We start from the raw sequence: 14,881 nt of genomic DNA, 5'->3' as shown, positions 1-14,881 counted from the left end.
TTTAATGTCAATGAAATGCCTGTAAACTCCGGCTTTTGTAACTATTGTTCATGGCAATATCATACTCCGTCCCGGCGGATATAACGGTATTTGATCGACGGTCTTCCACCGGTGCGGTAGTCAATGTCGCTGGCGATCTCATGGGTCTCCAGCATATAGTTTACATAACGTCTGATCGTCACCCGGGAAAGGTGGACCTGTTCGGCGATCTCCTCACTGGTGAACTCTTTATCCGGGTTCTCCCGCATATACTGCCGGACCGTCTCTAAGGTCTGCTCCTGAAGCCCCTTCTGCATCCGGGCCGGGCGCTTACTGTCTGCGTTCCCACCTTTTAAAATGCTGTCGATCTCCCGCTGGCTCATGCCGTCAGCCGACGCAGCCAGAAGCTCCTGCCTGCCGGAAAAAGCCTCCAGTGCACGCTCAAACCTGGCATATTCAAAGGGCTTCACCAGATAATCCACAATACCTGCTCCCAAAAGCTGCCTCACCGTCTCCGCCTCATTGGCGGCTGTCACCATGATCACCTCCGGCCGCCGCTCCAGCCTCTTCATCTGGCTGATAAACTCCATCCCATTCATAAGCGGCATGTAATAGTCCAGAATGACCAGGTCCACCGGGTATTTCCGCACATACTGGAGCCCCTCTTTCCCATTTTTAAAAACCCCCATCACTTTAAACTGCGGGTTCATATCTACATACTTCCGGTTGATGGAACCGACCATGGGATCGTCCTCCACAATAATTACCCGATACATGCGCCCTCTCCTTTCCCGGATTCGTCCGGCGTCTCCTCTTTTGTCACAAAACTGACCGTGATACAGGTGCCTTCTCCATCCTCCGTATCCACGGAGATCTCTCCCCGGTTCTGTTTTACAAGGCTCATCACCAACGGCAGGCCGGTCCCCCGCCCCTCTCCTTTCGTGGAAATGCCCCGCTCAAACATCTGCGCCCGGATCTCATCGGGAATCCCGCCGCCGGTATCCTCACAGGTAATGACGGCCCCCTCCCGGTCACAGTAGACCCCAAGCTCGATCTCCTTAACCAGATAATTGTGGGCGTTCAACTCCTCTATGGCATTCTCCACCAGGTTGCCGATGATCGTCACATAATGATCAACCGGAAGCGTCAATTCCTCAGAAGAACAGTGGCTTCCGTTTTTCAGCTTCAGCCGGATCCCCAGTTCACTTGCCCGCATCATTTTCCCGATGACCAGCGCCGATATATGGGAAACCGTGATCTGGTTGGTCACCTCCCGCACCGCCTGGCTGGACACCAGCGTGGTGTTGGTGATGTAGTCCATGGCCGTGTCATATTCCCCAAGCTGCAGGTAACCCAGGATCACGTGCAGCTTGTTCATAAACTCATGGTTGAAGGCCCGCAGGGTTTCCAACATATCCCTGGCCCCGGTCAGCTCCTCCGCCAGCTTCATGACCTCCGTCTTGTCCCGGTAAATGGATATGGCCCCTGCGATCCGCCCATGCTCCAGAAGCGGGATCCGGCTGTTCAAAATATGGTTTCCGCCCAACACCATGGAGGCATTGTACTGGGCCTGCCCGGTCTTCATAACCTCCGGCAGTTTGGAATCCGGATACAGATCCGTAAGCTTCTCCCCTTCGATCCGCCGCGCATCATCCAAGCCCAGCATTTCCCTGGCAGACTTATTCATCATGATCACTTCCGCATCCGGGTTCACCGCGATGAGCCCTTCATCCAGCGCATCCATCACCTCACTGCGCTCCACGTACCGGGTGACAAATTCCTCCGGCTTATACCCCATCAGAAGGCGTTTCAGATGTCCCATGGTGCGGTTGGTCAGTACTGCTCCCACGCCCAAAAGAAGCAGGGACAGGGCAGCAAACACCAAAAGGATCCGGTTGCGCATCTGGCGGATGCTCTCTGTCAGCACAGACGCCATCACAAAGCCTATGATCGTCCCCTCATCATCCCTCACCGGATAAAACGCGCGGCGCTGGTGTCCCAGGGTCCCGGTCCCATCCGTAATATACGGATCTGCTCCTGCAAGGATCGCCGCCTCGTCACCGCCCACAAATCTCTGCCCGATCCGGCTCTTATCCGGGTGATAGATACGGATACTGTCCGCATCGCAGACCGTGACCACATCCAGATTCTCGGAAACTTCCCTCACATGCTCCAGATAGTCAACCAGTTCTTCCGGGGCCGCACGCCCCTTAAGCGTCTCCGCCACCATCGGCATCTGCCCCAGCACTGCCGCCATGCTGGAAATGGACTGATCCATCTGGTTTTGCTGCCACGCAATGCTGTAATACAGGGTAATCCCTACCGATACCAGGATCATCAGAAACACCCCCAGCCCGTAGGTATGATACAGCCTCTGCTCGATGGTCTTCTGTTTGGTATTGTTCTGTTTTGCCGCCCCCTGCTTTGCAATCTTCTGACCCATTCCAATTCCTTCCCTGCGCCACAAACTCTGTTATCTCTATTCTAATATGCGCCAGACACGTTTGCAAGGAATTAATCCACATTCAGCCCTGATCCAGCCGCAGCCTGCTCCGTTACAGCAAAACCTTCACCAGCACGCTTGCCACGATCAGGATCAGCGCCCCGCAGATCCTGGTGGATATCTGCGCAAACGGCAGAAGCTCCATCCGGTGCGCCGCCGACAAAACCGCGATATCGCCGGTCCCGCCCATATTGGTGGTGCAAAGCCCCGCGGTGATGGCCGACTCGATGGGATAAAAGCCCACCAGATATCCGCCGATCCCCGCTCCCAGGGCCACGCCGCCGACCACCACCAGCACCAGGATCAGATAGGTAATGGAAAATGCCTCCGCCACTGCCACCAGATCGATCATGGAAATACCGATCCCCACCAGGAGCGCCTGGGTCCAGTTGCCCATGACAAAGCTGCTCCACTGTTTCGCCGCCTGTTCAAACTTGGACGGGATAACACCCAGCGCCTTGGAGAGCGCCACCATAATGATCATCCACGCATAGGTGTGGATCGCAGGTACCAGCTTGCCTATGATCGTACCGATCAGGTAGAAGCTTAAGGCCAGCACCATCCCGATCCCCATCATCTGGACGCCCACCGGGAGCATGGCGCTGTCCTTCATATCCTCTGTCTCTTTCCGCATCAGCTTCCCATTTCCAGAAAGAGCGGGCTTCACCTCGCCAAGCTTTGCCAGAAGCCCCGCGCCTATGATCGCCGTCACATTTCCCAGCGTGGACGCCGGGATCATCCGGGAGATGATAATAGAAGAATCCTGTCCCAGCGCCTCCGCATACATGCCGGAGAGCGGCACCACACCGGCGCCCATGCCGCCGCCCATCATCGGGATCGCCACATACATCACCGCTTCAGAAAATCCATATCCCATAACCATACCGACCACGCCCACTGCAAGGATCGCCATGGTCATCGCGCACAGCGCCACCGGCAGGAACCGGACCGCCGCCCGCAGAAGCAGCGTGCGGTTCATTCCCAGGATACTCCCCGTGATCAACGCCGCAATATAGAAATTCAAAAATCCTGTGGTATTCATAAACGTATCCACATTTTCCACCACCGCATCGGGGATCAGCCCAAATGTCACCATAGCGGCTGCAGCGAAGATGCAGACAATGGCCCCGCCGCCCAGGTACGTCTTTACGATCGGAAGGTTATTGCCGACCGCATTGAACAGCCCTCCAAACACCATCATGACCGCAAATGCCCCGATCATCCCCTTGGGCATCCAGCCCATCATCATAACAAAACCTGTCAGCGCCGTGATCAGCAGATAGACCGGCAGTGATATCCCCATAATTTCAAATTCTCTGATACTTTTCCCCATATTTTCCCCTTTCCTGCACCATTTCCAGGGAGCCGTCTCCCTCCGGACGGTCCTCCCCGGAAAATGCATTTCCCTCATCAGATTTCTTTCGTGATCCCCATTTCCTTAGCCACGTTCTTCACTTCCTCCGCAACGGCCTTCGCCACATCCGGATTGAATGCACCCGGGATAATGTAATCCTCTGTCAGCTCCTCATCCTTCACAATCGCTGCGATCGCCTTTGCCGCCGCCAGCTTCATCTCCTCAGTGATATCGGTCGCCAGCGCATCCAGCGCACCGCGGAAGATCCCGGGGAACACCAGCACGTTGTTGATCTGGTTCGGATAGTCGCTGCGCCCGGTGGCGATCACCCTGGCGCCGCCCTTTTTGGCCTCCTCCGGCATGATCTCCGGCACCGGGTTTGCCATGGCAAATACGATCGCATCCGGGTTCATCGTGGAAACCATCTCTGCCGTCACTACATTGGGGGCGGATACTCCGATGAACACGTCCTTCCCCTTCATGATCTCGGCTAACGGCCCCCGCTCCTTGTCCCGGTTGGTGATCTTTGCCATATCACGCTGGGCGCTGTTGAGCCAGTCCTCCTCCTCAGCCACCGCTCCCTGCCGGTCCACCAGGACCACATTCCCCGCTCCAAACTGCAGGAGCAGCTTGCAGATGGAAATACCTGCGGAACCTGCGCCGTTGATGACGATACCTGCCTGCTCCATGGTCTTTCCCACCAGCTTTAAGGCATTTAAAAGCCCTGCCGCCACCACGATCGCCGTGCCGTGCTGGTCGTCGTGGAACACCGGGATATCCAGCTCCGCCTTCAGCCGCCGCTCGATCTCAAAGCATCTCGGAGCTGAGATATCCTCCAGATTGATGCCGCCAAACCCGGGCGCGATCCGTTTTACGGTCTCGATGATCTCCTCTGTATCCTTCGTATCCAGGCAGATCGGAAACGCATCCACATCCGCAAATTCCTTGAACAGGATCGCCTTTCCCTCCATCACCGGCATGGCTGCTTCCGGCCCGATATCCCCCAGCCCCAGCACCGCCGTGCCGTCGGTCACAACAGCCACCAGGTTCTTCTTGGCGGTGTAGCGGTACACGTCGCTTTTCTTCGCGTGGATCCTCCTGCACGGCTCCGCCACCCCCGGCGTGTAGGCTGTGCTTAAATCCTCCCGGTTTTTCACAGATACCTTTGAGACAATCCCGATCTTTCCCTGATGCTCCTCGTGCATGTTCAGGCTCAGTGCGTTGTAGTCCATAACATTCCCTCCTAATTTTTCGTTTTCTTGGTTGATATGGCTTGATTATAAGGAATTTGCGGGAGATTTCCCAGATTGTGTATCTATTCTAAAAGTTTTGTAACTTTATAAATAATTGACAAAATATTATCAGTTTTATTGTCATCGTTATACAGAATAACATGAAAGAATATACTATTCCGTTTGGAGGCACAATCAGGGCGAAGAGGGGACAAACATAAAAATGCCCTCTTTCGAGAGAGCGGGGGCCAACATATCCCCTGTCCTTCAAAAGAGAGCGTTTTATAAAAAGCTTATTTTCAATTATTTTCTATCCTTTTCTACTTTAACAGTTCGTCTAAACCAAGCAATGCATTCACATAAATACGGATCCCCGTGGTCATATCCGACAGCTTCATCCCCTCATTGGGCTGGTGGCCTTCTCCATACTCAAGAGGGTCCACAGCATCAATCTTTCTGGTTGTAGGCCCGTATGCCACCGCACGGGGGATCTTTCTCGCATAAGTCCCGCCGCCCATCACATATGGCTGGTAGGTTCCGTCCAGATACCTGTTAGCAGTCTCGTGGAGGAGCTTTACACAGGGGTCATCCAGGCTCACGTACATGGGCGGGTCATTTTTCAGATTCTCCACCTCAAAACCATAAGCCCTGCATGTATCATGCAGACTGCGGATCATCGCTCCGCTGTCAGCCTTCAACGCATACCGGACATTCAAAAGCTGGATCAGCCTGCCGTCCTTCACAGAAACAGCGCCTCCCACAGCAGTGGTCTTCCCCACAATATCATCCTCAAAATCAATTCCCAGACCGGTCCCATAATAATCCCGGAAGCCCTCCGAAAGGAATTTTACGGCCTGCTGCCCTTTTTCGTCTAAAATCCCGGCGGCAGCAAGACCGGAAGCCAGCTTCTGGATGGCGCTCTCGCTGCCTTCCGGGAACGCCGCATGGGCAGCGGTCCCTGCCGCCTCCACCGTCACGGTGCCGTCCCCGTTGTCCGTCACTTTAAAGTCATCAGGCACTGCCTTTTTAAGTATCTCACAGGCCGCGCCCCGTATCACCGCTTTTGCGTAGTCCGGCACCATATTGGACGCCTGCCCGCCTTCAAGGCCGACCAGATTGCTTCCGCTTACATCCGTCGTCAGTTCCGCTGTCAAAATCCCCTTTTCCCCATGGCAGAGAGAGTATCTTCCATCCGAAGTAAATGAGAACTCAGGCGCTTCATGATGCTGGAGGAAATGGACGATATCACTCATGCCGGCTTCCTCCTCACATCCAAAATACATCAGTACCGTATGATCCATGGGAACCCCCAGATCCCGGATGCATTTCATGGTATAAAGGGACGCTACCGCCGGGCATTTGTTGTCGCTGGAGCCCCGGCCCAGGATATAACCGTCCTTAAACACCGGCTCATAGGGGTCAAAATCCCAATTTGCCAGATCCCCCTCCGGTACGATATCCAGATGTCCGAACATACCAAGCTGGCGGTCTGTTTTTCCCGGCATGTACGCGGCGCCGGAATAATAATCATTGTTTTCCACCTCAAATCCCATCCGCTCCGCCATAGCCAGCGCCGCTTCCAGCACCTTTGCGCAGCCGGTCCCATAGGGATATCCGCCCTCTCCCCTGCTGCTGACGCTCCGTATCTTTACCAGCTCTATGGCATCCGCGATCATCTGTTCCTTGTTTTCTTCGATCCACAGGTCAATCTTGGCCTGGAATTCCTTGTTTTCCATCATAATGCCGCCTTCTCCAATTCTCGTTTCAGGTTATCCGGGTTCAACTGCTTCAGCTCATCCAGTACGAACAGGCCGTCCTTGCGGATCAGCACGCCGTCAACATAGATCTCTCCACCGCCCATCTTTTTATCATGGGACGTGACCATATCCCAGTGGATCGCACTCGGGTTATAGATGCTGTCGTTGCCGGGCGTAAAATGCATACTCATAGCCATTTTTTCATCAAACAGGGTATCCTGGACCGGCCTTGTAATATAGGGGTTAAATCCCATGGCAAACTCGCCGATGCGCCGGGCGTTCTCATCGGTGTCCAGGATCTGGTCCATCCGCTCCTGGTGACTGGATACCGCCTCCGTGATGATCCCGTCCTTTAAAGTCAGCCGGATACCCTCAAACAGGGTATTCTGGAAAAAGGACGGCAGGTTATAGGAAATACAGCCATTGGCAGATTCCGGGATGATGGGCATCCCGGTCTCCCCGCATGGAATATTGAATATGCCGCAGGCCGACGGTTTACAGCATCCTTTAACAGAGAACGAAAGCTCCGTCCCCGGCGCCCTGATCTCAACCCGGTCACTCCTCATCATCAATTCATTTAATGGGGCTGCCAGCTCATTCATCCTTTTGTAGTTCAGACAGCAGGTGTCAAAGAAAAAGTCTTCCAGCGCCTCTGTGCTCATCCCTGCGGTCTGGGCAAAGGAATCATTGGGATAGCGGAGCACGCACCACTTTGTCTTTACCAGCCGGGTGCCGTAATGAAGCTTTCCGTAATATTGATTGTAGAGCTTCATCTGCCCTGCCGGGATCCCCTCATAGACCCTGATGTTGTTATTCTTCCTCACCACAATATAGGCGTCCATATCTTCCATTCGGTAATTTTCATACCGGTACCAGGCTTCCATGGATTCCTCTGTGGAAGCCATGATCATCCGGCGGTTTAAAGCCATGGACTGGAGATTTAAGTAGGGATAAGCCCCCGCCTTCTGTGCCGCGTCCATAAGGGCGGCAGCAAAATCATATGCCTCATCCCACACATCGATCAGCACCTTTTCTCCCGGCTTCAGATGGACAGAATATTCGACCACCTGTCGTGCCATCCTTTCAATTCTTGAATCCTTCATGTATCCACACCCCCGCATCTAATATTTGCACAGCCCCCTGCCCGGCCTGATCACAGTCAGATCCTTAGTAAAGGAATGGAGCGCCTCAGCTCTCCCATCCTTCATCAGGATCTGGTCTTCGATCCGGATCCCGTATTTTCCAGGGAAATAAACGCCCGGCTCCACAGAAAACATCATACCGTCCTGAATCGTAGTCTCCCCGTCCACCGGGATCTTCGGATAATCATGGCAGTCCAGGCCCACGCCGTGGCTGGTCCTGTGGATATAATATCTTCCATAGCCTTCCTGCTCCAGGTATTCCCTCACGGCCCGGTCAAGCTCCTGCAAAGTGTTTCCGCACACCGCCGCCTCGATCCCGCGCCGCTCTGCTTCCTTCACCACCTGGTAAAGCTTTTGGTATTCCGCGTCCGGCTCGCCGAAGAAAAACATCCTGGTCATATCCGTATTCAAAAATCCGTACTCCGCCCCGAAGTCTATGAGCAGTGGTTTCCCATAAGTGATCATCGTACTGTCGGGATGATGATGGGGAAATGCCGCGTTCTCTCCAAAACACACGCTGGCCGCATTGCGGCGCAGCCCCAGGTTCCCCATCTCATAAAGAAGACCGGCTTCCAGCTGCTGCTCGGTCTTTCCCACCCAGTAAGCGCCTTTTTCCATACAGATCCTGAGCGCTTCCTCCGCTCTCCTGCACGCCTCCCGGGCAGCTTCCATCTCATCCTCATCCTTTATGGCCCGGAGAGGCGCCGTAAGCTCCTCTGCATCGGTAAGCGCTGCCTCCGGCCAGTTCTCTTTCAGGCGGAGAGCAGGAAACACCGGCATGGTCCTGTTCATGGCTGCCGTTCTCACCCGGATCCCCCTGCGCTTTAATTCTGCACAGAGCATCTGTACCGGATCTTCTTTATACGCATAAGATATCACCAGCTCCACAGGCGTCCGCTCCGGATCAATATCATGAAGACGGTTGTGGATCACAAAGGAGCCGCCGTCTCCCAAGACCACAAGAAACAGGAGCTTATCGTCCTGCGGATGCTCATAGCCGATCAAGTATTTCATATCAGAACAGGGAGTGAGCACAAGCACATCGATCCCCCGCAGCTTCATTTCAAAACAGACGCGCCTGATCCGGCTGCTGTAATCATAATCCATCTTTCCATCCTTCTTTCTGGCAGTCCATTTATCAGCAGGGGATGATCTGAAGTTCCAGGGGATAGTGGTGAAGCGTCTCCGGCCCTTTTTCAGTCATCAGGATCTGATCCTCGATCCGCACGCCAAACTTCCCCGGAAGATAGATGCCCGGCTCAATGGAAAAAGCCATTCCCACAGCCAGCCTGGTAAACTCCCCCTCCACAACAGACGGCCCCTCATGACAGTCTATGCCGATACCATGCCCTGTCCGGTGGGTAAAATACTCCCCGTAACCGCAGGCTGTAATATGACCGCGCACCGCCCGGTCTATATCCTGCATATAACCGCCGGCCGCTGCCGCCTGTTTGCCTTTCTCCTGGGCCTCAAGCACAATCCGGTACACCTTTACATACTCCTCCGGCGGCGTGCCAAAGTAAAAGTTCCTGGTCATATCCGTATTGTAGTTTTCGTAGTCCCCGCCAAAATCCACCAGCAGGCATTTTCCTTTTGTAATCCGGCTTTTCCCTGTATGATGGTGGGGCACGGCGGCATTTTCCCCGGTGCATACGCAGGCCGCCCCGTTCTGGATCCCCAGCTTCGTCATCTCATAGACCAGCTTTGCCAGGAATTCCTCCTCGCTGCGGCCCAGCCAGCAGACACCGTCCCCAATGGTTCTTTCAAGAGCTATATCTGCCCGCCTGCATGCCTCCCGCATCGCCTCCCGCTCTGTCTCATCCTTGCAGACCCTCAGCGGGTCCATAAGCGGCGCCGCGCTCACCAGCCTGCTGTCCGGAAAATGCTTTAGAAGCTCCAGGGTGAACAGCGCCGGCATACCGGGATCTATGGCAATCTCCTCTGTATCAATCCCTCTGCGCTCCAATTCACGCTTTACCATCTCCATGGCATCTCCGCCATCCTTCCAGTAGAGGAATTCTTCTGCGGGGAGCCCCTCCATCTGCTGTTTATAGAGGATATTCCCCACAGCCAGGCACGGGCCTTTTGCCGGCATGATAAATGCCAAAAACCGTTCATCCCCCCGGATGGAATAGCCGGTCATATACTTCATATAAGAGGACGGGACAAGCATCAGCAGGCTGATGCCATTCTCCCTCATCCTGCTCCTGACAGCCTCAATCCTGCCAGAGAAAACTGACATTTCCTTTCCCTTCATCCCCGGCTCCCTTCCGACCGCACCGCGATCCTTCTGTTTTATTTGACCCCACTGTACAGATGGCACGCCACCAGATGTCCGCCGCCAATATCATGGAGCGCCGGAACCTCCGCCCTGCACCTCTCAGACGCATGGGGACACCTGGTATGGAACCGGCATCCAGACGGCGGATCATAAGGGCTTGGCACATCACCTGTCAGGATCTGGCGTTTCACCTTCACTGCGGCGTCCGGGATCGGTATGGCTGACATGAGCGCCTTTGTGTACGGATGGCTCGGATTTTTATAAAGCTCCGTCTTGCCGGTCAGCTCCACGATCTTCCCCAGATACATCACTGCCACCCGGTTGCTGATATGCTTTACCACGCTCAGATCATGAGAGATAAACATACAGGTGAAATTAAACTCGCTCTGCAGTTCCTTCATCAGATTCAAGATCTGGGAACGGACCGATACGTCCAGCGCCGATACCGGTTCATCCGCCACAACGAATTCCGGGTTTAAGATCAACGCCTTTGCAATGACCACCCGCTGCCTCTGACCGCCGGAAAACTCATGGGGATAACGAAAAAGGTGCTGTTCTCCCAGCCCGACCTTTTTCATGATCTCCAGAACCTTTTCCTCCCGCTCGTCTTTTGTCCCAATACGGAACGCATCTAACGGGGAACGGATGATCTCCATCACCGTCATACGCGGATTTAAGGAACTGTAGGGATCCTGGAAGATCATCTGCATATGTCTGCGCATCTGGCGCAGGTCTTCTTTTTTCAGGCAGTTGATATCCCTGCCGCTAAAATGGACCGCGCCCTCCGTGGCGTCAGTCAGGCGCAGGATGGTCCGCCCCAGCGTGGATTTTCCGCAGCCGGACTCCCCCACCAGGCCAATGGTCTCTCCCCTGTATATGTCAAGGTTGATGTCATCCACCGCATAGACCCTGCCCTTCTTTTCGCCAAACGCGTTTCTGGCATTAAAATATTTCTTCAAGCCCTGGATCGTTATCAGCGCTTCCGTCCTGTCATTCATCCTTTGCGCCTCCTTTTGCGGAATCTTCATACAGCCAGCACCTCACCTTATGTCCGCCCACATCAATCAGCTCCGGTTCCTGGTCCCTGCATTTTTCCACTGCGCACTCGCATCTGTCGCAGAACTTGCAGCCTTTGGGCATATCGTAGGGGCTCGGCACCGATCCCTTGATGGAATGGAGCATGTCCACCTCTTTGTCCAGCCTCGGTATGGACTTTAAGAGGGCTTTCGTGTAGGGATGAAGCGGCTTTTGAAACAGCTCCAGCGCTGCCGCATGCTCCATCACCCGCCCCGCATACATCACAAGGATATCATCCGCCATATCTGCCACCACGCCCATGTCGTGTGTGATCAGGATGATCGCCGTGTTGAAATCCTCCCTCAGCTTCTTCATAAGATCCAGGATCTGGGCCTGGATCGTCACATCCAGCGCCGTGGTCGGCTCATCTGCGATCAGGAGCGACGGGCTGCACAAAAGCCCCATAGCGATCATGATCCGCTGCCTCATCCCTCCGGATAGCTGGTGGGAATACTCCTTCATCCGGTATTCCGGCATGGGGATATTTACCTTGCGGAGCATTTCCAGCGCTTTTTCGGAGGCCTCCTTCCGGCTCATCTTTTCATGGGCCAGGATTGTCTCCTCCAGCTGTCTGCCGATCGTCATAACCGGATCCAGAGAGGTCATGGGGTCCTGGAAGATCATGGCGATCTTATTACCCCGGATCTTTACCATCTCCCTCTCACTCAGCTTCGTTATGTCTTTCTCATCCAGGAGAATGGAGCCATTTGCGATCTTCCCCAACTGGTCGGGCAGCAGACGCATGATGGAAAGGGCGGTCACGCTTTTGCCGCAGCCGGACTCTCCCACGATACCAAGGATCCTGCCCGCCTCCACTTCAAAGCTGACGCCGTCTATAGCCCGAACCGTACCTTTTTTTGTTTCAAAGCATGTCACTAAATTTTCAACCTTTAACAATGGCTCCATACTCCACCTCTTATCTTTACTCAGCTACCTTCCAATCCCATACAGAATACTGCAACTGGAAGAAATCAGTAATATCAATATTGACCAGCTTCTTATTGTAGGCTACGAACTCAGGAGAGAAATACAGATAGATATACGGGACTTCTTCCTTGATCCGTACCTGAAGGTCGTCGTAGACAGCCTTCCGCGCTTCAAAGGACGGTGCAGAAGCGCCTGCATCCACCGCGTCGTTCCAGGTCTTGTCCGAAATATTCGCAAAGCAGAACGGCCCGCCTACGGTAAAGTTGATCGCTGCATTGTCCGGGTCCAGAGTCCCCGCGGTTCCCATGATGCCCACATCCACCTCGCCGCCGGAAAGCTTGGCTACGCAGGTTGCGGTATCTGCGGTCTCTAAGTTCACTTTAAAGCCGATCCCCTCCAGGTTCTGCTGGATCATCTCGATGATCGGGATCCTCTGCGGGTTGGAATTGCCGAGAAGATGCAGCTCCCGGTTGAAGTCCCAGCCGGATTCCTCAAGGAGTTTTCTTGCCGCTTCCGGATCATACTGGTTCATCTTCTCCACTTCCGGGTTGTAATACCGGCTTGCCTTCGGCAGCCAGGAATCCGCCGGCTCCGCCTGCCCTGCAAAGATCGCGTCGGAGATCGCCTGCTTGTCGATCGCCATCTCCATAGCCTGGCATACCTCAGGTGTCAGATAGTCTCTCTGCTGGTTGATGCAGAGGTTATAATATCCAGGGCCTACCGCCGCCTCGCATACCAGGTTTGCCTGCGCCTTTGCCAGTTCCCAGTCGGCGGTCGGCAGGTTGTTGGAGCCGCCAGCTACCAGATCGATCTCTCCGGACATCAGGCCTGCAAGCATATTTTCAGCCGGCATGATGCGGATCACAAAATTGTCAAAATCGGGGGTTCCCATGTAATAGTCCTTGTTTGCGGTGTACTCGATCCGCTCATCCTGTACCATGGACTTATAGATGCAGGGTCCATTGCCCACAGGGTTCTTCCAGAAATCGCTGCTGTTCACATCCGCGAATGCAACTCCCTCAAAGCAATGGCTCGGCAGGGTCAGGAAATTCAAATTGAACATCTGGATAAACATCTCCGGGTCAATCTCATTTTTAAAGAAAAAGTCCACGGTCTTGTCATCCACGGCTGCCACCTTGACAGACTGGTCCGAGGTCTCAATGCCGGAGACATCCGTCCCCTCCAGATACTTCATGATAAAGCTTCTGGGAGCGCCGATGCTCTTACTGGTCATGGCCTGGGCTGTCCATACGAAGTCCGCAGAGGTGACCGGCTTGCCGTCGGTCCACATGGCGTCCTCATTGATGAAAAGCCTCATGGTCTTTCCGTCCACCATCTCATATTTCGTACAAAGATGCGGTTCGATGGTCCCGTCGATCTTCGTGATGAACGGCCTGTCCCACATCAGAAGCTGCATGTAATCGTCGCCGTTTGTATCCGCCGCCAGCGGGTTAAAGGTATCTCCGCCGCTGATGATCGCCATCGTCACCGTCTTATTACCGCCGGAGGCAGTGTTCTCTGCATTTTTCTCTGCGGTCCCTTCTGCCTGCACGCTGTTTCCGTTATCAGGCGCCGGCTTGGACGACGCATTTCCTCCGCAGCCGGTTGTCAAAAGCATTACGGCGGCAAGCGCAAGTGCGCTCAGGCGTTTCACGGCGTTTCCATTGATTCTTCTTTTCATGAAGTGCTCCTTTCTTATTTCGCCTTGGTCTTATTTGATTTTTTCATAATACAATGCTTACTGGATCTTTAATTTGGGGTCTAAAGCGTCCCGTATCCCGTCCCCGATAAAGTTCACGGTGACCACCGTGACCAGCATCAGTACGCCTGCCGGAATCCACATCCACGGCCTCATCATCAGGCTGGAGATCGTCTGGGCATATTGCAGGATGTTCCCCCAGGAGGCTGCCGGCGGCTTTACGCCGAGTCCCAAAAAGCTTAGGGACGCCTCCATCAGGATCGCCTGGGCGGTGCGGAACGTCATGTTGATCAGTACCGGAGACAGGGCGTTTGGCAGGATATACTGGGTCATGATCCGGCCGTCCCGGATCCCCGTGGCCCTGGCGGACTGCACATACTCCATCTCCCTTGTTATGATTACCTTTGAATAGATGATCCTTGCAAACTGCGGCCAGCCCGTAATGCCGATAACCACCGTCACCGACGCGATGGACGGTCCTACAATGGACACCAGCACCATGCTGAGTACGATCGACGGAAAGGACATAAACACATCCGCCATCCTCAGGATAACCGTCTCGATCCAGCCCCTGTAGTAGCCCGCCAGGATCCCCAGCGGCACGCCGATCAGCACGCTGATCAGCATAGACACCACGCCCACGATCAGGGACGTCCTGCCGCCGTACACCAGCCGGGAAAACAGATCCCGCCCGATCTCATCCGTTCCCAGGATATGCCCGCCGCCGGGCATTGCATATACTGCTTTGGAGTTGGTTGTGTAGGGGTCCAGTTCCATCACAAGGGGAAGCAGCCACACAGCCAGCACGATCGCCCCCAGGATAAAGATACTGATAAGCGCCGCCTTGTGACGGCAGAAACGCTCCGCCACGTCACGCATATAGGAGTAAGACTCTTTTTTATCTTTTCTTCTGTTCATCCGTCCTGTCCC

12 protein-coding genes are annotated in these 14,881 nt (G+C 54.5%); all 12 read right to left on the bottom strand.

The genetic code is table 11. The features are described from left to right. Positions 1 to 59: 59 nt before the first annotated feature. Positions 60 to 755 (bottom strand): response regulator, encoded by a 696-nt coding sequence (locus AB1I67_RS06550; RefSeq protein ID WP_367029002.1) that lies wholly within the window; start codon positions 753 to 755, stop codon positions 60 to 62. Then, entirely contained in the window at positions 743 to 2,422 is a 1,680-nt protein-coding gene (locus AB1I67_RS06545; protein WP_367029001.1) for a sensor histidine kinase, read from the bottom strand. The genes AB1I67_RS06550 and AB1I67_RS06545 overlap by 13 nt, the downstream gene beginning before the upstream one ends. 112 nt (positions 2,423 to 2,534) lie before the next feature. Further along, positions 2,535 to 3,815, bottom strand: coding sequence for a 2-hydroxycarboxylate transporter family protein (locus tag AB1I67_RS06540; protein WP_367029000.1), 1,281 nt, complete (start codon positions 3,813 to 3,815; stop codon positions 2,535 to 2,537). Positions 3,816 to 3,892: 77 nt separating this feature from the next. Further along, the gene (locus AB1I67_RS06535; RefSeq protein ID WP_367028999.1) at positions 3,893 to 5,068 is read right to left on the bottom strand and encodes an NADP-dependent malic enzyme; all 1,176 of its coding nucleotides are present in this window, start codon (positions 5,066 to 5,068) and stop codon (positions 3,893 to 3,895) included. Between the two features lie 320 nt (positions 5,069 to 5,388). After that, positions 5,389 to 6,807, bottom strand: coding sequence for a Sapep family Mn(2+)-dependent dipeptidase (locus tag AB1I67_RS06530; protein WP_367028998.1), 1,419 nt, complete (start codon positions 6,805 to 6,807; stop codon positions 5,389 to 5,391). Continuing rightward, on the bottom strand, positions 6,804 to 7,928 hold the full coding sequence (locus tag AB1I67_RS06525) for an aminopeptidase (protein ID WP_367028997.1): 1,125 nt from the start codon (positions 7,926 to 7,928) through the stop codon (positions 6,804 to 6,806). The genes AB1I67_RS06530 and AB1I67_RS06525 overlap by 4 nt, the downstream gene beginning before the upstream one ends. Positions 7,929 to 7,946: 18 nt before the next feature. Beyond that, a complete protein-coding gene (locus tag AB1I67_RS06520; protein WP_367028996.1) occupies positions 7,947 to 9,074 on the bottom strand; it encodes a Xaa-Pro peptidase family protein in 1,128 nt (375 codons plus the stop codon). 31 nt (positions 9,075 to 9,105) lie between these two features. Continuing rightward, the gene (locus AB1I67_RS06515; RefSeq protein WP_367028995.1) at positions 9,106 to 10,224 is read right to left on the bottom strand and encodes a Xaa-Pro peptidase family protein; all 1,119 of its coding nucleotides are present in this window, start codon (positions 10,222 to 10,224) and stop codon (positions 9,106 to 9,108) included. Positions 10,225 to 10,262: 38 nt separating this feature from the next. After that, entirely contained in the window at positions 10,263 to 11,246 is a 984-nt protein-coding gene (locus tag AB1I67_RS06510) for an oligopeptide/dipeptide ABC transporter ATP-binding protein (protein ID WP_367028994.1), read from the bottom strand. Beyond that, positions 11,239 to 12,231, bottom strand: coding sequence for an ABC transporter ATP-binding protein (locus AB1I67_RS06505; RefSeq protein WP_367028993.1), 993 nt, complete (start codon positions 12,229 to 12,231; stop codon positions 11,239 to 11,241). Before AB1I67_RS06505 ends, AB1I67_RS06510 begins: the two co-directional genes overlap by 8 nt. Positions 12,232 to 12,247: 16 nt before the next feature. After that, entirely contained in the window at positions 12,248 to 13,933 is a 1,686-nt protein-coding gene (locus AB1I67_RS06500; protein WP_367028992.1) for an ABC transporter substrate-binding protein, read from the bottom strand. Positions 13,934 to 13,990: 57 nt separating this feature from the next. After that, complete coding sequence (locus AB1I67_RS06495) at positions 13,991 to 14,869, bottom strand: ABC transporter permease (protein WP_367028991.1); 879 nt, start codon at positions 14,867 to 14,869, stop codon at positions 13,991 to 13,993. Positions 14,870 to 14,881 lie beyond the last annotated feature (12 nt).

This window comes from Clostridium sp. AN503, from assembly GCF_040719375.1.
Taxonomy (GTDB): Bacteria; Bacillota; Clostridia; order Lachnospirales; family Lachnospiraceae; genus Brotaphodocola.
This window is presented reverse-complemented; position numbering and strand designations above follow the sequence as displayed.